General features: G+C 58.4%; 19 protein-coding genes (1 of these 19 cut by a window edge). All 19 read right to left on the bottom strand.

Translation table 11 applies throughout. The features are described from left to right. A protein-coding gene (locus tag GRX76_RS09330; RefSeq protein WP_160153070.1) for an aspartate kinase crosses the window boundary here: on the bottom strand, positions 1-661 show its 5' portion. Its footprint begins 578 nt before the window's first position; only the first 661 of its 1,239 coding nucleotides appear in the window; its start codon is at positions 659-661; its stop codon lies beyond the left edge, outside the window. 159 nt (positions 662-820) lie between these two features. Next, positions 821-3,433, bottom strand: a complete 2,613-nt coding sequence (gene alaS / locus GRX76_RS09325) for an alanine--tRNA ligase (protein ID WP_160153069.1) — start codon at positions 3,431-3,433, stop codon at positions 821-823. 69 nt (positions 3,434-3,502) lie between these two features. Further along, positions 3,503-3,859 carry a histidine triad nucleotide-binding protein gene (locus GRX76_RS09320; protein WP_160153068.1) on the bottom strand — a complete coding sequence of 119 codons (357 nt, stop codon included), beginning with the start codon at positions 3,857-3,859 and terminating at the stop codon, positions 3,503-3,505. 43 nt (positions 3,860-3,902) lie between these two features. Further along, positions 3,903-4,088 carry a Trm112 family protein gene (locus GRX76_RS09315; protein WP_160153067.1) on the bottom strand — a complete coding sequence of 62 codons (186 nt, stop codon included), beginning with the start codon at positions 4,086-4,088 and terminating at the stop codon, positions 3,903-3,905. A 140-nt stretch (positions 4,089-4,228) separates the two neighbouring features. Next, positions 4,229-5,089 carry an alpha/beta hydrolase gene (locus GRX76_RS09310; protein ID WP_160153066.1) on the bottom strand — a complete coding sequence of 287 codons (861 nt, stop codon included), beginning with the start codon at positions 5,087-5,089 and terminating at the stop codon, positions 4,229-4,231. A 115-nt stretch (positions 5,090-5,204) separates the two neighbouring features. After that, entirely contained in the window at positions 5,205-6,689 is a 1,485-nt protein-coding gene (glpK, locus tag GRX76_RS09305; protein ID WP_160153065.1) for a glycerol kinase GlpK, read from the bottom strand. A 123-nt stretch (positions 6,690-6,812) separates the two neighbouring features. After that, entirely contained in the window at positions 6,813-7,448 is a 636-nt protein-coding gene (pcp, locus tag GRX76_RS09300) for a pyroglutamyl-peptidase I (RefSeq protein ID WP_201276947.1), read from the bottom strand. Further along, positions 7,445-8,392 (bottom strand): DUF979 domain-containing protein, encoded by a 948-nt coding sequence (locus GRX76_RS09295; protein ID WP_201276946.1) that lies wholly within the window; start codon positions 8,390-8,392, stop codon positions 7,445-7,447. The genes pcp and GRX76_RS09295 overlap by 4 nt, the downstream gene beginning before the upstream one ends. A gap of 2 nt (positions 8,393-8,394) precedes the next feature. Next, the gene (locus tag GRX76_RS09290) at positions 8,395-9,144 is read right to left on the bottom strand and encodes a DUF969 domain-containing protein (protein ID WP_160153063.1); all 750 of its coding nucleotides are present in this window, start codon (positions 9,142-9,144) and stop codon (positions 8,395-8,397) included. A gap of 257 nt (positions 9,145-9,401) precedes the next feature. Next, positions 9,402-9,980, bottom strand: coding sequence for a regulatory protein RecX (locus GRX76_RS09285; RefSeq protein WP_236250612.1), 579 nt, complete (start codon positions 9,978-9,980; stop codon positions 9,402-9,404). A 2-nt stretch (positions 9,981-9,982) separates the two neighbouring features. After that, positions 9,983-11,014: a recombinase RecA gene (gene recA, locus GRX76_RS09280; protein ID WP_160153062.1), complete on the bottom strand. Its 1,032-nt coding sequence runs from the start codon at positions 11,012-11,014 to the stop codon at positions 9,983-9,985. 169 nt (positions 11,015-11,183) lie between these two features. After that, positions 11,184-11,717, bottom strand: a complete 534-nt coding sequence (locus tag GRX76_RS09275; RefSeq protein WP_236250611.1) for a CinA family protein — start codon at positions 11,715-11,717, stop codon at positions 11,184-11,186. Between the two features lie 34 nt (positions 11,718-11,751). Continuing rightward, positions 11,752-12,255 carry a hypothetical protein gene (locus tag GRX76_RS09270; RefSeq protein ID WP_160153060.1) on the bottom strand — a complete coding sequence of 168 codons (504 nt, stop codon included), beginning with the start codon at positions 12,253-12,255 and terminating at the stop codon, positions 11,752-11,754. A gap of 35 nt (positions 12,256-12,290) precedes the next feature. Further along, positions 12,291-12,917 (bottom strand): LysE family translocator, encoded by a 627-nt coding sequence (locus tag GRX76_RS09265; protein ID WP_160153059.1) that lies wholly within the window; start codon positions 12,915-12,917, stop codon positions 12,291-12,293. A gap of 17 nt (positions 12,918-12,934) precedes the next feature. Next, complete coding sequence (locus tag GRX76_RS09260; protein WP_160153058.1) at positions 12,935-13,846, bottom strand: DMT family transporter; 912 nt, start codon at positions 13,844-13,846, stop codon at positions 12,935-12,937. A gap of 73 nt (positions 13,847-13,919) precedes the next feature. Further along, positions 13,920-15,650, bottom strand: a complete 1,731-nt coding sequence (gene recJ / locus GRX76_RS09255; RefSeq protein WP_160153057.1) for a single-stranded-DNA-specific exonuclease RecJ — start codon at positions 15,648-15,650, stop codon at positions 13,920-13,922. Positions 15,651-15,727: 77 nt separating this feature from the next. Further along, positions 15,728-17,119: a threonine synthase gene (gene thrC, locus GRX76_RS09250; RefSeq protein WP_160153056.1), complete on the bottom strand. Its 1,392-nt coding sequence runs from the start codon at positions 17,117-17,119 to the stop codon at positions 15,728-15,730. A gap of 83 nt (positions 17,120-17,202) precedes the next feature. Continuing rightward, positions 17,203-18,447 (bottom strand): homoserine dehydrogenase, encoded by a 1,245-nt coding sequence (locus GRX76_RS09245; RefSeq protein WP_370463954.1) that lies wholly within the window; start codon positions 18,445-18,447, stop codon positions 17,203-17,205. Between the two features lie 350 nt (positions 18,448-18,797). Continuing rightward, positions 18,798-19,547 (bottom strand): DsbC family protein, encoded by a 750-nt coding sequence (locus tag GRX76_RS09240; protein WP_160153054.1) that lies wholly within the window; start codon positions 19,545-19,547, stop codon positions 18,798-18,800. Positions 19,548-19,771 lie beyond the last annotated feature (224 nt).

Here is a 19,771-nt window from a genome sequence, read left to right as displayed (position 1 = left end):
TTCCGGCGAACTCCACCGCTCGAATCTGCAGAACCTTTGACCCCAGGCTGGCCATTTCCAGCATTTCTTCAAAGGTGATGCGCTCCAGGCGACGTGCACTATCCACAACCCGAGGATCGGTGGTGTATACCCCATCGACATCGGTATAAATCTGGCATTCTGTCGCATCCAGCGCTGCAGCCAGGGCCACACCCGTGGTATCGGATCCACCGCGGCCGAGGGTCGTGATATTGCCCTCTTCATCGACACCCTGGAAACCGGCCACTACCACAACCTTACCTGCGCCCAGATCCCTGCGCATACGCTCTACGTCAATGCGCTGAATTCGGGCCTTGGTGTGGGCATTGTCGGTAAGAATCTTGACCTGCCCACCCGTATAAGAGCAGGCATCATAGCCCCGCTTTTTAAGCGCCATACTCAACAGCGCAATAGTGACCTGCTCCCCGGTTGACACCAGAACATCCATCTCCCGCGGATCGGGATGCTCTTGAATCTGGCGCGCCAGATCAATCAGGCGATTGGTCTCCCCGCTCATTGCGGAAAGCACCACGACCATATCGTGGCCCTGGGCTTTGAAGCCCGCCACCTTGTCGGCCACAGCCTCAATGCGCTCCACTGAGCCCACTGAAGTGCCGCCATATTTCTGCACGAACAAACTCATCGTTCTAGTGTTCCTTACTACTGCCAAAGCGCGCGCCGCCTATCGCGCGCGCGTCGCGCACTAAATCACCAAAAACCGGGCAAATCAACTGAAAAAACAGAAAACGGGCCGAAAATCCCCCGGCAGATGCTCAGCCAACGGCATTTTCGGCTAATCGTTTCACTTGATATTATTTTTCACCCAGTCCGGCACCGCCTTCAACAGACCCGGTAAAGCATCGGCATTGACCCCGCCGCCTTGCGCCATATCGGGACGGCCGCCGCCCTTGCCACCGAGTTCGCCGGCCGCAAAGCGCATCAAGTCACCCGCTGCCAGGCGACCGGTCAGGTCTTTGGTGACCGCAGACACCAAGGCAACTTTCCCCTCTCCCGGCGCAGCCAACAGTACGACGCCGCTGCCCAGCTTGTTCTTCATCTGATCGGCCAGGTCTCTCAGGGATTTGGCGTCGGCCCCTTCAACCGATACCGCCAGCAAATTGATGCCGGCAACCTCGACCGCCTGACTGGAAAGATCACCACCGGCGCCACTTGCCAGGCGAGTCTTCAATTGCGCGAGCTCTTTTTCCAGCTTGCGGTTGTTGGCCAGAAGCTGCTCCACCTTGTCCGCCAGGTTTTCAGGGCGGGCCTTCAACAGCGCGGCGGTGTGATCGAGGCGTTGCTGAGCTTGATCGAACAGCGCCAGTGCATGTGCGCCGGTCACGGCTTCAATTCGGCGCTGACCAGACGCGATGCCACTCTCGCCGACAATTCGCAGCAAACCAATATCGCCAGTGCGATTTACGTGGGTACCGCCACACAACTCCACAGAGAAGGTGCCGGCATCACTTTTCTCGCCCATGGAGAGCACGCGCACCGTATCACCGTATTTTTCCCCAAACAGGGCCATGGCGCCCTTGGCCTTGGCGGTCTCAATATCGGTTTCCTCGGTAGTCACCGGAGAATTTGCGCGAATCTGGCTGTTGACCAGGGCTTCAATAGCCCGCAACTGCTTGATGGTAACCGCTTCCGGGTGTGAGAAATCGAAACGCAGCCGCTCGGAATCCACCATAGAACCTTTCTGGGTGACATGCTCGCCGAGAACTTTGCGCAGCGCCGCATGTAACAGGTGTGTTGCAGAGTGGTTCAGGGCTGTGGATTGGCGTACATCGCCAGCCACTTCCGCCTCGACCATGTCCCCTACCGATAGAGAACCTGCAAGCAGCTTGCCCTGGTGCAAATGATGGCTGCCCAGTTTGGTGCAGTCAGAGACTTCGAAGCGGCTGGAAGCAGCGCGCAGGTAGCCACTATCACCAACCTGACCACCGGACTCTGCATAGAAAGGCGTGCGATCCAGTACAACCGCACCGGACTCCCCTTCTGCCAGCTGATTTACCTGCTCACCATCTTTGACGATAGCGACCACCTTGCCCTCAGCAGAGGTGCCTTCGTAACCGAGGAACTCTGTTGCCCCCTCGATATCCAGGCTGCCAGTGTAATCCTGCTTGAACTTGCCGGCGGCACGAGCGCGTTCGCGCTGAGCTTCCATCGCTGTTTCGTAGCCAGCCATATCCAGAGTCAAGCCGCGCTCGCGGGCAATATCCTGGGTCAGGTCTGTAGGGAATCCGTAGGTATCGTGGAGGGTAAACACCAGCTCTCCAGGAATTTCGGTGCCCTCGAGTGATTCCAGCGCGTCATCAAGCAGTGCCAGGCCTTTGTCCAGGGTTTTGGCAAACTGCTCTTCTTCTTTGCGCAATGCGTTTTCTATCAGTGCCTGCTTCTCACGCAGCTCGGGATAGGCTTCGCCCATTTCCTGAACCAGCGCTGCAACCAGCTTGTAGAAAAAGATTTCCTTGTGGCCCAGCTTGTGACCGTGGCGCACTGCACGGCGGATAATACGGCGCAGCACAAAACCACGACCTTCGTTGGATGGCATAACACCATCCGCAATCAGGAAGGAACAGGACCGAATATGGTCCGCAATAACCCGCAGGGATTTTTCTTCCGTATCACTGCAACCAACAATTTCACCCGCTGCTTTCAACAGCGCCTGAAACAGGTCGATTTCATAATTGGAGTGCACGCCCTGCATAACAGCAGCGATACGCTCAAGCCCCATACCGGTATCCACCGAGGGTTTCGGCAGCGGGTGCAACTCCCCATCCGCAGAGCGCTCAAACTGCATGAACACGAGATTCCAGATCTCGATGTAGCGGTCGAGATCATCATTTTCAGAACCGGGGGGGCCGCCGGGGACGTCTTCACCGTGGTCGTAAAAGATCTCGGAACTGGGACCACAGGGGCCGGTATCGCCCATTTGCCAGAAGTTATCTTCATCCAGGCGGGAGAAGCGATCTGCACTGACACCCACCTCCTTCAGCCAGATATCAGCGGCTTCGTCATCGCTGATGTGTACCGTAACCCACAGGCGCTCTTCCGGAAGCCCAAGGGTTTGGGTCAGAAACTGCCAGGCATACTGAATCGCTTCCCGCTTGAAGTAATCCCCAAAGCTGAAGTTCCCCAGCATTTCAAAAAAGGTGTGGTGACGGGCGGTATAGCCGACGTTCTCCAGGTCGTTGTGTTTGCCACCGGCACGTACACAACGCTGAGAGCTGGTAGCCCGCACATAGGGACGAGACTCCTGGCCCAGGAAGGTATCCTTGAACTGCACCATGCCAGCGTTGGTAAATAGCAGCGTCGGATCATTGCCCGGGACCAGTGAGCTGGACGGCACTCGGGTGTGCTCCTGCTCGGCAAAATAATTTAAAAATGCTTCGCGTATCTGTGCGCTCTTCATCCAGCCAATTTCCACATCGTCAGTAAATATTTATCGGTGCCGCCTGCAGCAGCGCCAATCGCCATTTTTTTACAGGTCTTCAGCAAGGCCAGCCTCGGGCATTTTGCGCTGGGCCAGTAAGTGTATGTGCAAGTGAAAAACCGTTTGTCCCGCCCCGCGGCCATTGTTGATCACCAGTCGAAACCCCTCTTCCAGCTTCAACTGGCGCGCCATCTCAGAAGCCACCCACATCAAATGACCGAGAAGCGGTACATCATCCATCTGTGCATCGGCCAGGTTGACCAAGGGTTTCCGGGGAATGATCAACAGGTGTGTCGGCGCCTGGGGCGACCGGTCTTCAATGACCACACAGAGTTCATCTTCATAGAACCGCCGGGCTGGAAGCTCGCCGGCGATGATCCGACTGAAAACACTGACTTCACTCATGGCATCTCCTGCCTATCCCGGCACGGGCTTGGGGTCAGCCGGGTTACTTTTCCAGTTTTTCGTCCACGGTCAGTTGCCGGGCCTCGGATTCCAGCATGACCGGAATACCGTCGCGAATCGGGTAAGCCAAGCCACTGGCCTTGCACACCAGCTCTTGAGACTCTTCACGGTATTCCAGTGGCGCCTTGCTGACCGGACAGACCAGCAGGCTAAGTAGTTTCTTGTCCATGACTCGCTCTATACAAGCCCACAGCCCCGGAATCCACGGCTGCAGGTTAAAAATGACCGCGTATGGTACAACGCTTTTTGGGGGTTTTCACGGCCACCCGATGAATTTGGGTGGCCGCCGACAATTATGGAAGGCGGGGTTCAGCCAGCGGCCGACTCCCTCTGTGGAAGAACACCATGCCTGGAGATCGCATTCAGGTGGTTAATCAGTAGTGCAAGGGCTTCGTCGCCAGTGCCGGGCTCGTTGAACACCTCGTGATAGGCCGCAGGAAAGTGACAAAGGCGGTGAGTATCCCCCTGCAAGCGGTCAAACCACGAGCAACTGACTTCAGAGTCAACCAAGCGGTCTTCCCCGGGCAGCAACATCAGGCATGGCACCTCCACCGCCGCGGGCTTCGCCAGCAACTGCGCGCGAAACTGCTGATACCCGATAAACCATCGCGGCGTCACCCTGTCGTGCACCAGATCGTCGCCACCGTAAGCAGCTACCACCGCTGGGTCACGACTGATCCACTGGGTGTCCAGGCGATTCGACAGCGGCAACCTTGGGCACAGCTTTTCCAGCAACCGGATCAACCCCACCTCTACAGCACCAGGTTCTTTACTGCCTTTAAATGCCGGGGCGGAAAGAATCAGGCTCTCGACCGTGCAGTCTCCACCAGGCAGAACCACACTGCCACAGGCAATGACGCCGCCCATACTATGTCCTAGCAGGTGCAGCGGCTGACCGGTGTTTTCGAATCGAACCAGCTGGATAAAACGGCACAGGTCAAGGGAGTAATCCGAAAACGCGTCGATGTCCCCCCTTCCCCCGGGAGATTGACCATGTCCGTAGTGATCCAGAGCGTAAACACTGTAACCGCTACTGTTCAGTTTCCGCGCCAGTTCCCGGTAACGGCCACTGTGCTCTCCCAAACCATGAGATATAACAACCACACCATTCGCGCCCTCTACCCACCAGCGCCGGTAGTGCATTCGGATACCACGGGATTCAAAGTACACGGCTCTCTCCTTCTTATCGTTATGTCCGGATTTTGCCAGCAGAATGTGATCGGAGTATTTCGGGCTCACAAGGCGCTGCCCTCCGCCAGGCCCCCCTCCACTCAACCGTCGAAATCTAGGGTTTGTACACCCGGCATGCCGCCACCGCCTTACCCCAACCACTGAGCAGCTCGCGACGCTGTAGCTCTCCCATTTGCGGCAGGAAATCCTGCTCTATGTCCAGAAGACATTCCGGGAGGTTCACACCGTTCCATATTCCCGCACCCAAACCCGCCAATAGTGCAGCACCCACGGCCGTAGACTCGATTTGCCGTGGCCGCTCAACACGCAGGCGGGAAATGTCCGCCTGAAACTGCATCAGAAAATTATTCGCGCTGGCACCACCATCCACCCGCAGGCACTGCAGCTCCACCCCGAGCGCCTGCGCCATCAAGTCCGCCAGCTCATGGCTCTGGTAGGCGATGGATTCCAGTGTCGCCCGCACGAGTTCAGCGCGGCCCGCGCCGCGGGTAAGACCGAACAGCGCTCCTCGCGCCTGCGAATCCCAGTGCGGGGCGCCCAGCCCACTGAATGCCGGCACCAGGTAAAGCCCCCGGGTATCCGGGATGCCATACGCTATCTGTTCGGTTTCTGCCGCTTGCTGGATTACCCCCAGGTCGTCTCGCAGCCACTGCACTGCCGCACCGCCATTAAAAACCGATCCCTCAATGGCAAATTGCGGCTCACCATCTTGGCCGCAGGCAATGGTCGTGAGGAGACCATCGGGTACCAGCGGGCGCTCGCCGCCGGCAAAAGCCAGCATGAAACAACCTGTGCCATAGGTATTTTTCAGGTTGCCCGGGCGGGTACAGCCCTGCCCGAACAGCGCCGCCTGCTGGTCGCCTGCAACCCCGGCAATGGGCACGGTAGCCCCCAGGAACGCAGCGGGGTCAGTTTGACCGAACACGCTCGCAGACGCCTTGATCTCAGGCAAGATGGCGCGCGGACAATCGAACAGAGCCAACAGCTGATCATCCCAGTCCCGGCGCTCCAGGTCATACAGAAGGGTTCGACTGGCATTGGTGTGGTCCGTGACATGGGACTTACCGCCGGTGAGCCGCCAGATCAGCCAGCTGTCCACGGTACCGAAACAGAGGTCGCCGGCTTGGGCCCTGCGGTGGAGCTCTGGCGATTGCTGGAAAATCCAGCGAAGTTTGCTGGCGGAGAAATAAGCGTCCAGCAACAGGCCGGTTTTTGCCCGCACCAGGGACTCAGCCCCGGCGCCGCGTAACTCTGCACAGATATCCGCAGAGCGACGGCACTGCCAGACAATCGCACGATGCACCGGCGCACCGGTTTTCCGGTCCCACAGGATCGTAGTTTCCCGCTGGTTCGTGATACCCAGAGCCCGCAGCACACTGGCGTCGACACCCGCGCGCTGCAAGGCCGCAGCACAAACCTTCAGGGTTACCTGCCAGATTTCATTCGCATCGTGTTCGACCCAGCCGGGGTGGGGGTAATACTGGGGGAATTCCGAATAGCTACGACCAATAAGCCTACCGGCATCGTCAAACACAAATGCCGTGGTGCCAGTGGTGCCCTGGTCAATGGAGAGGATCATCGCTAGTCCTCGCGAATCGTTATTATCGGCCCGCTTCCGAGCCCTTATCGCCTATCCATACCTGTAGCCACCGAATACCGGAGGCTGCAGGAAGCAAGTCCTGAGTATAACGCTACCGGCGTCCTAGTGCGTGGTTCCCGTAATCAGGTCAATCTCCTCCCCTCCGGCAATCAGCGCATCACAAATCAGCCTCATCGCCTCACAAAGCGTGGCAAGTGCCATGCTCGGGCTGCCCGGGTGGCGAGCAGCCTGCTCCGGCAGGTAGGGAATATGCACAAAGCCCACACGGGGCTGCTGGGGCAGCTGTTGGGCAAGGTGGCTGGCGCCATAAAACAGATGATTACAGACAAAAGTGCCCGCCGTGTAAGAGAGGTCCGCCGGTATACCGCACTCCTGGAGCGTTGCCATCAGCCGCTTCAGAGGCAATTGACTGAAGTAGGCTGCGGGTGCGTCCGGCACCACCGGGGTACCGAGAGGCTGCTCACCGGCATTGTCCGGAATCCGGGCCTCATTGAGGTTGATCGCGACCTTTTCCAGGCTGATGGAGGGGCGGCCGCCAGCCTGGCCCACAGCAAGAATGATATCCGGAGCCCGCGTTCTGACCCGATCCTCCAGCATCTGTAAACACCGGTCAAAGGTACAGGGCAACTCGAGGGTATCCACCAGATCCCGGTAGCCATGCAGGGATTTAACAGCCTCCCAGGACGGGTTGATAGATTCGCCTCCAAAAGGCTCAAATCCGGTCAGTAATATTTTCACAGCAACCACCACAAGAGGCCGATATTCGCGACGAGGACCATCAGTGCCGTCGGCACCTGTGCCTTGATTACGGCATTTCGGTCCTTCAGCTCCAGCAGCGCCGCCGGTACGATGTTGAAATTGGCTGCCATCGGTGTCATCAGCGTCCCGCAGTAACCACAGAACATACCAATTGCCGCCATCACGGCAATGTTGCTGTGGTATTCAACCACCAGGAACGGGATGCCAATACCGGCGGTAATCACCGGGAAGGCGGCAAACGCATTACCCATGATGATGGTGAACAGCGCCATGCCGACGGCGAATGCCACTATCGCCCAGAATCGCTGCCCTTCCGGCAACAGCTGCCCCACGAGGTCGGCTACCGCATCGCCTACACCGGCCTGCGCAAACAGGATCCCCAGGGTCGCAAGCATCTGTGGCAACAACATGGCCCAGCCGATGGAATCCATTAAGCGGGCACTTTCCCTCAACCCCTGGACGGGTGCCTCCCGTGTATACCGGCAGGCAAGTACAAACGCGAGCAAACAGGCAATCCCAAGGCTCACCAGAGTGGACTTGGCGGGATCTACCAGCGTCAATCCGTGGCTGGCAAGAAAGGGGAAACCCAGCGCGCCCACCAGGGTAAAACCCGGGATCACCAGAGACGGCCAGAACAGTTTGCTACCGAGCCGATCGGCACCATTCCGGGCACGCTGCTGGTCGGGCTCAACCGCGGGTTTGCCCGCTACCAGATTAAACCCTCCAAGCAGACACATGAGCAGCACCAGCGCACCGCTCAGCGCGCTCGGCAGCCAGTCACCGGCAAGAAACAGAACGCCAAACAGCCCCCAGAATATGGCCGTCGGCCAGCGTTTGGCACGAGTGCGGTCAAGCGCGGTCAGCACCGCATTCGCCAACAGAAGCAATCCAGCAATGGCGTAAAAGAATTCAATTTTCAGCACGATTACTGCCCCTCCGGCGCGACGTTTACGTCGGTCGTGGCGGCAGTAAAGGTACCGGAGACACTGGAGGCGCTGCGCGCCTTAGCCAACTGACGATCCAGGCGCAACACCCGGATACCGTGGATGATCAATGCGCAAAGCGCCGTCGGTATACCCCAGAGTGCAATATGGATGGGCTCAACTTCATAGCCGCGCTCGGCCAAAAAGGTATACATCAAAACAACGGCGCCAAAGGCCACAAAAATGTCTTCACCAAAGAAAAGGCCCACGTTGTCGGTCGCGGCAGACATGGCGTGCAGCTTCTGACGCTCATCGTCGCTCAGAGATCCCAGGGATTTTTCCGCAGCGCCCTCTGCCATCGGCGCAAGCAGAGGTCGCACCATTTGCGGATGCCCGCCCAGACTGGTCAAACCCAGTGCCGCACTGGTTTCACGGACAAACAGGTATAGAGCCAGGAGACGACCGGCGGAGATGCTTTTGAACCGGGATATCCAGCGAGCGGCCTGCTCCCGCAAACCATTGCGTTCCAGCAGGCCGACTACGGCAAGTGGCAGAACCAGGATAAGGGAGAGTGTTCTGGTGTGAACAAAGCCTTCACCGAGGGCTTCAAGTATGTTGGTAAACGGCAGAGCGGCGGCGGTGCCCGTTGCGAGACCCGCCAGGGTCACCACCAGCAGAGGATTCATCCGCAGGGCAAAACCCGCAGCAACCACAAGGACACCCACAAGGGGCCAGTAGGAAATGGCATCCATAAGGTAAGCCTTTCTCTGTTTTAAATGTCGCCAGGCCTGGCTACTCCCTTTCGAGCCTGTATTTGATCACTCTTCGTAGAGTGTGCAGCCCACAATTGTTGACCTGTGCGCCATTATGAAGGACATATCCAGACTCGGCTAATCGAAAGCTGTCCTACAGACCGGAACTGGTCAGATTTTATGCGGCGGCGTTTTAATACCGGCAAACTAAGGGGGGGAACGATGGGAGGGGAACAATGAGAGGGGAACGAAGCTGGTCAGCAATCTGCATCAATGGCCCAGGCGATAGCGTCCGAGGAAAAGCCGCGGTAAGCCAGGTAACGCTGTCGTTTGGCGCGCTCTTTGAATTGCTGGTCGCGCGGCAGTGCAGGATTGATTGCCCCGCGAAATTTGCGCTGTAACACCTCGGCAGCCAGAGCAAACCAGTCCGTTTCGACCTGTTCCAGAGCACTGGCAATCAGATCGCCATGGACACCACGCTGTTGCAACTCTCGGCGAATACGTAGAGGACCCTGCCCCCGCTGTACCCGCGAGCGGCAGAACACCTCTGCAAAGCGCTGATCAGACTGGTAATTAAGTGCCTGCAACCGCGACAGTACTTCGTCGAAATTCGCCTCGGGGTGCTTTGCGGAAAGCTTTCGGCGCAGCTCCTGACAGGAGTGCTCCCGACGTGAGAGGAGGTCGATGGCCGCATTATACAGGGCCTGGGTGAGCGCTTTGGACTCCCCCCGGGAAGATACGGAGGATGGTGACAGCGCCGGGGCCGTCGAATCTATGAGGGATTCCACCGGCGGCCACTCTACGCTGCCGCCGATGGTATCTTGGGGGGAAGACAAGATCAGTCTTCCGCAGCTTCCAGCTCTTCAGGCTGTGCCGGTGCGACATCTTCCAGCAACTGCGCACGCAGTTGGCCTTCGATTTCATTGCGAATATCGGTATTTTCCTTCAGGAATTTCACCGCATTGGCCTTACCCTGACCAATCTTGTCGCCTTTGTAGCTATACCAGGCGCCAGCCTTGTCAATCAGCCCCAACTTCACGCCGTAGTCGACAATTTCACCCAGCAGGTTGATACCCTGGCCGTACATGATCTGGAACTCGGTCTGCTTGAAGGGTGGAGCCACCTTGTTCTTGACCACCTTGACCCGGGTTTCGTTGCCCACCACCTCATCGCCCTCTTTCACAGAGCCGATGCGACGGATGTCCAGGCGAACAGAGGAGTAGAACTTGAGCGCGTTACCGCCGGTAGTGGTTTCCGGGGAGCCAAACATCACCCCGATTTTCATCCGGATCTGGTTGATGAACACGCACAGGGTATTAGTGTTCTTGATATTACCGGTCAGCTTGCGCAGGGCCTGAGACATCAAACGCGCTTGCAAGCCAACGTGGGTATCACCCATTTCACCTTCGATTTCCGCACGCGGGGTCAGGGCCGCTACGGAGTCCACGACCAGCACGTCAACCGCACCGGAGCGCACCAGCATATCGGCCACTTCCAGCGCCTGCTCGCCGGTGTCCGGCTGGGATACGATCAGCTCGTCCACATTGACACCGAGCTTTTCGGCATAGATTGGATCCAGCGCGTGCTCCGCATCCACGAAGGCACAGGTGCCGCCCTTGCGCTGAGCCTCGGCGATTACCTGCAGGGTAAGCGTGGTTTTACCGGAAGATTCAGGACCGTAGATTTCAACAATACGGCCGCGAGGCAGGCCGCCAATACCGAGGGCGACATCCAGCCCGAGGGAGCCGGTAGAAATCGCGGGGATACGCTCACGGCCCTTATCCCCCATGCGCATGACGGTGCCCTTGCCGAACTGGCGCTCGATCTGTGACAGCGCCGCCTGTAAAGCTTTGTCTTTGTTGGAATCCATGACCCTTCCCGTGTACTTGACGTTTGGTGATGGGAGGGAAGCTTAGAGAAAAATTACTGTATAAGCAACCAGTAATCCGGAATTAGCCCAGCGACGGCCAGAGGAAACGGGGAGAAGGGAAAACCCGGTGAAATACCCGCCGCAATACCCGCCGAAAGTCACCAGCCAGTCACGATTTGCAGTGGGCCTCGGCAACCGCCAGCATCCGCTTAAGCGCTTCCGCCACCGTCTGCCGCTGAATATCTCTCCTGCCGCCGTGAAAATGCATGCGCACGGCGCCCGCCTCTACGGGCTCCTGCCCCTGGCTGTGCGCCCAGGCAATCCAGACAGTGCCCACAGGCTTGTCCTCACTACCACCATCAGGGCCGGCAATACCACTAACGGCAACAGACAGGTTCGCGTCCAGCCGATTCAAGACCCCTACTGCCATCTGCCGGGCCACCGACTCGCTGACGGCGCCGACGGTATCCAGGTCGAGCTGGTCCACACCGAGAAAGTCCCGCTTGATACGGTCCGCGTATGAAACCACCGCGCCGTCAAACCAGGCGGACGATCCCGCCACGGAAGTGATCGCGGCCGCAATGGCACCACCGGTACAGGATTCCGCTGTGGTTACCCGCCAGTTGAGCTGTTGCAGGGCGCTGCCGAGCGCAGCCGCCAATTCCTCAATACCGAGACCCGAAGCATCGAGATTGCTTCCCACCAGGATTCCCCCCAAACGTCCAGAGCAATAACATTTATCGATCCACCGGGCCGCCCGCTCCCCGGTCCTTACAGCTTGAAAACTCGTAAGGCACCTTGCCCGCCGGATCAAAGCCCAACTCCAGGGCGGCATCCAGCAATTCAGTTTTTATTCGATGTAACAGGATATCGCCCGTGGCACCACCGCATACCGAGGGGTACATTCGGTCCTTGCGCACACCGCAGCGGGACTCAATGACCGTAATACCACCCTGTACCAGTTTGCCGCGACTCTGCTCTACCGACAGACCGCCACCTTCACACTGGCGGCTGCCGCGAGCCTGCATAACCCAGAGGGTATCCGCAAGCTGCACACTGCCTTCAGCGGATTCTGTCTCAGACGTGGGCGCCTCCTCGGCCTGATCAGCAGTCGATCCGGTTTCAACGTTGGCGCCAGCCTGCGGCACCTGACCCGATTTTTGCGCACCGCGCTCACCGCAACCTGCCAGTAGCATCAGCACAACCATCAGCAGCGGCACAAACACGTTTCCAGCCTTCATCTCATCTCCTTATGTTCAGTTTGATCCCTCTACCGTCAGCTTAGCGCGAGCCATACCCCCACGCCCAGCATCAAGGTGCCCGCGATACGATTCATAAGGCGCACATTTTCACCCCGGTGCAATAATTTGCTGAGTGTGCGACCACCACTGGCGTAAATCAGCATGCAGATAAACTCCAGGCCCAGAATAATCCCGAGCAGTACCGTTATCTGAGGCAGCAGCGCTTTACCCTGATCAATAAACGGCGGCAGCAAGGCAATAAAAAATGCCCAGCCTTTGGGGTTGGCCACCGCGGTAACGAACCCCTGCACCACCATATTCACGGCCGGAATCTGCGCCTGAGCACCGGTGGCTGACTCCACCAGCACCATACGCCCGCGAGCGCGCCACATCTGAACACCCAGATAGGTGAGATAAGCCCCGCCACAGTATTTGAAGACCTGAAAGGCACCTGGATACTTCAGCATAAAGGCGGCGATACCCAGCACCGCAGACACCGCCACTACGGCGACACCGCACAGCTCGCCCAGCATCATCCACAGGGTGCGGCGCACGCCAAAGGCCATCCCCATGGTGAGCGCCAGGGTCATGCACATGCCCGGCGTGATGGAAACGAAGAAAAACGTCGGCACAAATAGCGCCAATAGTGACCAGTCAATCATGTGCAGAAACCGACCTATTAATGGTGCGTTCCGTTGTGATTGCCATAGTGGCTGATCACCATACCGGCAAGCATCAAACCACAGCCGACAAGCTCCTTCGCGCTCAGCATTTCGTTCAGGAACAACCAGCCCGCCGCCACTGCAAATACCGATTCGAGACTCATGATCACCGTGGCGTGAGAAGGCGCCGCATTGCGCTGCCCCAGAAGCTGAAAGGTGAACGCAATAGCAGTAGAAAACACCATCATATAGGCGATAGGCCAGGCGGCATCGACAGCGTCCTGCAGCGAAGGCGATTCCACCACGAAGGACGCAATGGCAGACAGCAGTCCGCACACCAGAAACTGGATCGCCGCCAACCGCAGTGCATCGTAGCGATGCACCAGGTAATCGGCCGACAGCACCTGGATCGCGAATACAAACGCGCTCGCAAACACCATCAGGTCCCCAATCAGTTGCGCCTCCTCAGAGAAATCCGCCAGCCAGTAAAGGCCAAACAGGGCCAGGGCAATCCCGGCCCAGGTCCAACGATTGGTCTTGTGCCCCAGCGACAGCCCGATCACCGGCACCAGCAGCAGGTAGAAGCCGGTAATAAAACCGGCGCGACCGGCGGTGGTGTACAGCAGGCTTGCCTGCTGCAGTGCCGCGCCGAGAAACAGCCAGAAACCGAGCACAGCGCCACCGGGCAGGCACTTGCGCCAGCGGTGATGAACGGTCGCTCCGCCCTCCTCGCCCGGCTGTACGTCCCGGCGGGATGAGAGCCAGTAAACAATCGGCAACAGCAGCAGCCCACCTAGAAAGAAGCGCCAGGCGTTGAATGCCAGGGGCTCGATATGCGCCATCGCAATTTTCTGGGGCACGAATGCGAGCCCCCAGAAAAGCGCTGCCAACACCAGTAATAATTCGGCTTTTGCCTGTTTTTGATTCATGGGAATTACCTGACAACAACTTCAACGCAGATGCGACGGACCGCGCAATCGCGGTGCCGCTCACAACTGACAATTACACAGGGGTTATTTGGCTGACCATCAGCTGCAAGGACTGACGGCCGCGGAACTCGTTGATATCCAGTTTGTACGCCAGCTGCACCTTCTCAACCTGGGCCGGCCAGAAATCCGCATCGATATTGAAGGCAATGGCATCCAGTGCCAGTTGCGGTGCCGAGAGCGGCGCCACGACCATTTTCAGGTGGCGCTCGCCGACAATTCGCTGCTGTAACAGCAGAAACTCACCGTCAAACTCCGGTTCGGGGAACGCCTGCCCCCAGGGCGCACAGGCGCGTAATACCGCCGCCGTTTCCATTGAGAATTGATCAGCGCGCAATTCGCCGTCGGTCTCAATGACCGCCTGCAATTGCGACGCCGACAGACGGCTGCGTACCGCTGTTTCAAACGCCTCGGTAAACGCAGGAAGATTCTCCACCGGCAGGCTCAGACCCGCGGCCATTGCGTGACCACCGAACTTGCTGATCAAGTGTGGCTGCGCCGCGGCCACATCGCTGAGAGCATCGCGAATATGCAGCCCGGGGATGGAGCGGGCAGAGCCTTTGATCAGACCATTGTCACCATCGGCGAAAGCGATCACCGGGCGGTGGTACTTCTCCTTGATACGGCTGGCAAGAATACCCACCACGCCCTGGTGCCATTCGGCATCGTACAGACACAGGCTCCAGGGCAACCCCTGTTCACCCAACTGCAGCTTTTCCAGCGCCGCCATCGCCTCACGCTGCATCCCCGCCTCGATCGCCTTGCGGTCGCGGTTGAGCGAGTCCAACTCGGCAGCCAACTCCCGCGCCTCCTGCGGGTCCCGGGTCAACAGGCAGCGAATACCAGTGCCGATGTCATCCAGCCTGCCCGCCGCATTAATACGCGGCCCGAGGATAAAACCGATGTCCGTGGTGGAAAGGCGGGCGCGATCCCGCCCTGCCACTTCCATCAATGCCTGGATACCCGGGCGACAGCGACCGGCGCGAATACGCGCAATACCCTGGTGCACCAGCACCCGGTTGTTATGGTCCAGTGGCACCAGATCCGCCACTGTCCCCAGGGCCACCAGATCCAGATACTCCGCCATATTGGGTGCGGCAACCCCGGACTCGTCAAACCAGCCCTGCTGCTGCAACACACTTTTGAGGCGACTGAGAAGATAGAAGATCACACCGACGCCGGCGAGATTTTTACTTGGGAATTCACACTCAGGCTGATTGGGATTGACGATGGCATCCGCCTCCGGCAATTCACTGCCGGGGAGATGGTGATCAGTGACAATCACCTTGAGGCCCGCGGCCTTGGCGGCGGCAACACCATCGATACTGCTGATACCGTTGTCGACCGTGATCAGGAGATCCGGATGGTATTCCCGGGCAACCTCGACAATCTCCGGGGTCAGGCCATAGCCAAACTCAAAGCGATTGGGCACCAGAAAATCTACCGCCCCAGCGCCGAGCGCGCCCAGCGCCAGCACCGCCAACGTACTACTGGTAGCGCCGTCCGCGTCAAAGTCACCGACAATCAGGATCTTGTGCTGCTCGCGTACCGCGTCCGCCAACAAGGCCACTGCCGCCTCCACGCCGCGCATGGAAGTCGGGCTGTGCAGTCGGGTGAGCTGATGATCCAGCTCATCGTCACTGCTGACCCCGCGACCGAGCAGGACACGTTGCAGGATTTCAGGGGTAGAGGACGTAAAACGGCCAGTGGACAAATCCACTGGCCGTCGTCGGATGATTGCGCTCATGGCTTCCGGTCGGGTCGGTTGATCGGGTTTGCCACTGGGCGTGGCAAAACGTCATTCTACCGTCCGGCGGCCTTTACTCAACCCAGTGTGCGGGCAATAAAATCGTGTATCGCGGACAGGTCGTTATCCAGCACTTGTAACCGCTCTTCCCGCTGCATCAGGTCCTGCATATGGTGCGGCAGCGGCACCTGGGTGCCCGGCAAGGCCTTGTCCACCGCATCACTGAATTTGGCGGGGTGCGCTGTGGCCAGGCACACCATGGGCTCCGCCTTGGATTTACGCGCGCGGCGTGCCGCTTCAACGCCAATGGCGGTGTGTGGGTCGAGCAGATACTCGGTGGATGCAAATACTTCGCGAATGACTTCGACAGTGCGCTCATCATCAACGCGCTCGGAGGCAAACAGCTTCCGCGCATTGTCGAGAATCTTGTCATCAAGTTTCAGGGGTGCGGTGCGATCGGCCAACAGCTCGGCCACCGCAGCGCCATCGCGGCCGTAAAGGTCGAACAACAGGCGCTCGAAGTTGCTCGACACCATGATATCCATACTCGGCGACAGGCTGTGTACCAGCGGCTGGGGCGAGTGGTCGTTGGCGCTGATACAGCGGTGCAGAATATCGTTGGCGTTGGTGGCAATCACCAGCTGGTTAATGGGCAGCCCCATACCACGCGCCAGGTAACCGGCAAATATATCCCCAAAATTACCGGTGGGCACTGAGAAGTTCACCGGGCGATGGGGGCCGCCGAGGCTCAACGCCGCGTGGAAGTAATAGACGATCTGGGCCATGATCCGCGCCCAGTTGATCGAGTTGACCGCCACCAGACGGCGCCCATCCGGCAGGAAGGACTGGTCGGCGAAACTGGCTTTGACCATGTTCTGGCAGTCATCGAAATTTCCTTCCAGAGCAATATTGAACACGTTGTCCGACAGCACCGTGGTCATCTGCTTGCGCTGCACTTCCGAAACCCGGTTATGCGGATGCAGGATAAAGATGTCGATGTTTTCGCAGTGACGGCAACCCTCGATGGCGGCAGAGCCGGTATCACCAGAGGTTGCCCCCAATACCACGACCTTTTCTCCACGCTTTTTCAGCAACAGGTCAAACAGCTGCCCGAGGAACTGCAGGGCAAAGTCCTTGAACGCCAGGGTCGGCCCTTGGAACAGCTCCATTACCCACTCGTTGTGCCCGATCTGCACCAGCGGCGCAATGGCATCGTGGCGGAAATTGGCATAGGCGCGCTCGATAATACCGCGCATCTCCTCTTCACTCAGATCTTCCGAAACGAAGGGCCACATAATGCGGAACGCCAATTCCTGGTAATCCAGGCCCGCCATTTCGGCAATTTCTTCGCGACTAAACTGGGGAAGCTTTTCCGGTACGTAAAGGCCGCCGTCACTGGCGAGGCCGGCCAGTACGGTATCGGCAAAACTGAGAGACGGCGCACGGCCGCGGGTGCTGATAAATTTCACAGTGATTGGATTTCGTTATGGCTAGTTAGCTAAAAATGGGAAGGCGGCGGGTGCGCACGGCACACCCGCCCAAGGTCTTCTGGTCAGCCCAAAGACTCTACACGGATGCGGACTACCGGCCCCTGGATGCTGTCCAGGGCCTCGATCTGGTTCACCGCCTCTTGCAGCTGTGACTCTCTAGCCCGACTGGTCAGCAAGACCACCGGTACCAGCTCTTCGTCTTCCGCCGGCTCATGCTGAATCAGCGCTTCGATACTGATCCCCTGGTCGCTGCAGATCTTCGCCACCTGGGACATGACACCCGGTTTATCGAACGCGGAAATACGCATGTAATAACTGGTTTCGGTATCACCCATGGGCAACACATCATCGAGACCACCCTGGCTATCCTGGGTCACACCCGCCAGCGGCACTCGCTGGTCCGGTCGCACATGCAGGGTGCGCGCTACATCCACAATGTCTGCGATCACGGCAGACGCCGTTGCCTCGGCGCCGGCGCCGGCGCCGTAATACAAGGTTGGACCGACGGCATCGCCATTTACCAGCACCGCGTTCATCACGCCATTCACGTTGGCGATCAGGCGACGCTGAGGGATCAGGGTCGGGTGCACCCGCAGCTCCACCCCGTCGTTGGTACGGCGGGCAATCCCCAGATGCTTGATGCGATATCCCAGCTCATCCGCATAACGAATGTCCTCTTTGGCAACACCGCTGATGCCCTCGGTATACACCTTGTCGAATGCCAGCGGCATGCCAAAGGCCAGAGAAGCCATGATCACCAGTTTATGCGCCGCGTCGATACCCTCCACGTCAAAGGTCGGGTCGGCCTCGGCATAGCCCAGGGCCTGGGCCTGGGCCAGCGCTTCTTCAAAGCTGCGGCCCTTTTCGCGCATTTCGGTCAGGATATAGTTGCCGGTACCGTTGATGATGCCTGCCAACCACTGAATACGGTTGCCGACCAACCCCTCTCGCAGGGATTTGATAATCGGGATACCACCCGCCACGGCCGCCTCGTAAGCGATGGTTACGCCGCGCTCAGCAGCGGCCGCAAACAGTTCATTGCCGTGCTCGGCAATCAGCGCCTTATTGGCGGTAACCACATGCTTGCCATTGGCGATAGCCGTTAATACCAACTCACGGGCAACCGTAGTGCCACCGATCAGCTCAACCAGCACATCCACATCGGGATTGTTGGCGACATCAAAAATCTCACGAGTGATGTTCAGGCGGCTGGTATCACTGGCCGGGTTATCACGCCGGGCTCCAATCTGAACGATCTCCACCGGACGGCCACAACGGGCGGCAATTTCTTCGCAATTGCGCGCCATAACATTGACGGTACCGCTACCCACGGTCCCGAGACCGCAAATACCGATACGCACTGCCGGTACGGAACCCGCAGCTAAAGAATTTTCTGAGACCTTGGTGGCTTCATCGGCGAATGCGCTCACAACTTCCCTCCGCGCATGGCTGCGAAAGATCGCAGCGCAATATCTGGCGTATAAATCATAAAAAGGTCGACAACCTTACTGAGACAGGGGGGAAATTGTCAATAAAATTGCGCAGACTGATCAAGAAACCTGCAACCAGCCTCAAACCCGGAGCATAAAAAAGGCCGGCAGAGCCGACCTTTTCTCATGCGACCGGGGAAGCCCCCAAGCGCTCCACTAGTCCGGTATCAGATACCCAACGCCTTGACCAGCGTATCCGGCGGCAGATAACCGGGAACCACAGTACCGTCTTCCATCACAATGGTCGGGGTCCCGCGCACATCAATCGCCTCGTTCCCCAGCTTGTACTGCGCCGCAACCGGGTTGTCGTTACACACTTTGATGGGTACGTTTTTACGGTTTTTCAGATCGGTGAGGGTTTTGTTGGGGTCGTCCGCACACCAGGCGGTCGCTATCTTGCGATAGCCTACGGAATTCAGGCCCGCACGGGGAAACGCCAGGTAGCGCACTTCAATACCGCGACGATTCAGCTCAGGCACGTCATTGTGCAGTTTCTGGCAGTAACCGCAGTCCACATCGGTAAAGACGTAGATATGGGCTTTGGCCTTACCTTTCGGGGAGTAGACGATCATATCGTCCAGGTCTTGCTGATCCATGACCGCAGCGCGGGCACGTCCGCGGCGCTGCTCGGAGATATTTACCACCTGCTCCGGCTTGACCTCGAACAGGTCTCCAGCGATGAAGTGACCGCCGTCTTTGGATACGAACAATACATTCCCGCCGTTCACTTCCACCTCGTAAAGCCCCGGCATAGGGCTTTCACGCACATCCCCAAATTTCGCCTGGGGGTTTCCGGCGGAGAGCTTGGCCTTAATCTGTTTGGCAACAGCGTCATCCACTGCTGCAACAGCACCCTGCCCCAGCAGGAGTGAGGCGGCAGCGACGAGCGCAGTCAGAGGCTTGGCAAGAAAGGTCATGTTCGATTCGCTCCAGATAATTCGTCGTTGTGACTGCCAGTGTTCGCGGCTGGGGATTAACGTTTTATTTTGGACCGCCCCTGCGGCCCGCGGTTCCAGCCCAGTATGGCACCAAACCAATGTTGCCGAGCAGTACACGACGCGTTTTACTACACCCGGGATCGCAAAACCACCGACGCGCCCCACTTTCTCGACCAGCGGCAACCACAGCGCGACCGAAAAGT

The organism is Microbulbifer sp. ALW1, assembly GCF_009903625.1.
Classification (GTDB): Bacteria; Pseudomonadota; Gammaproteobacteria; order Pseudomonadales; family Cellvibrionaceae; genus Microbulbifer.
Note: the sequence above shows the minus strand (reverse complement) of the source record. Positions and strands in the feature narration are given on the sequence as shown.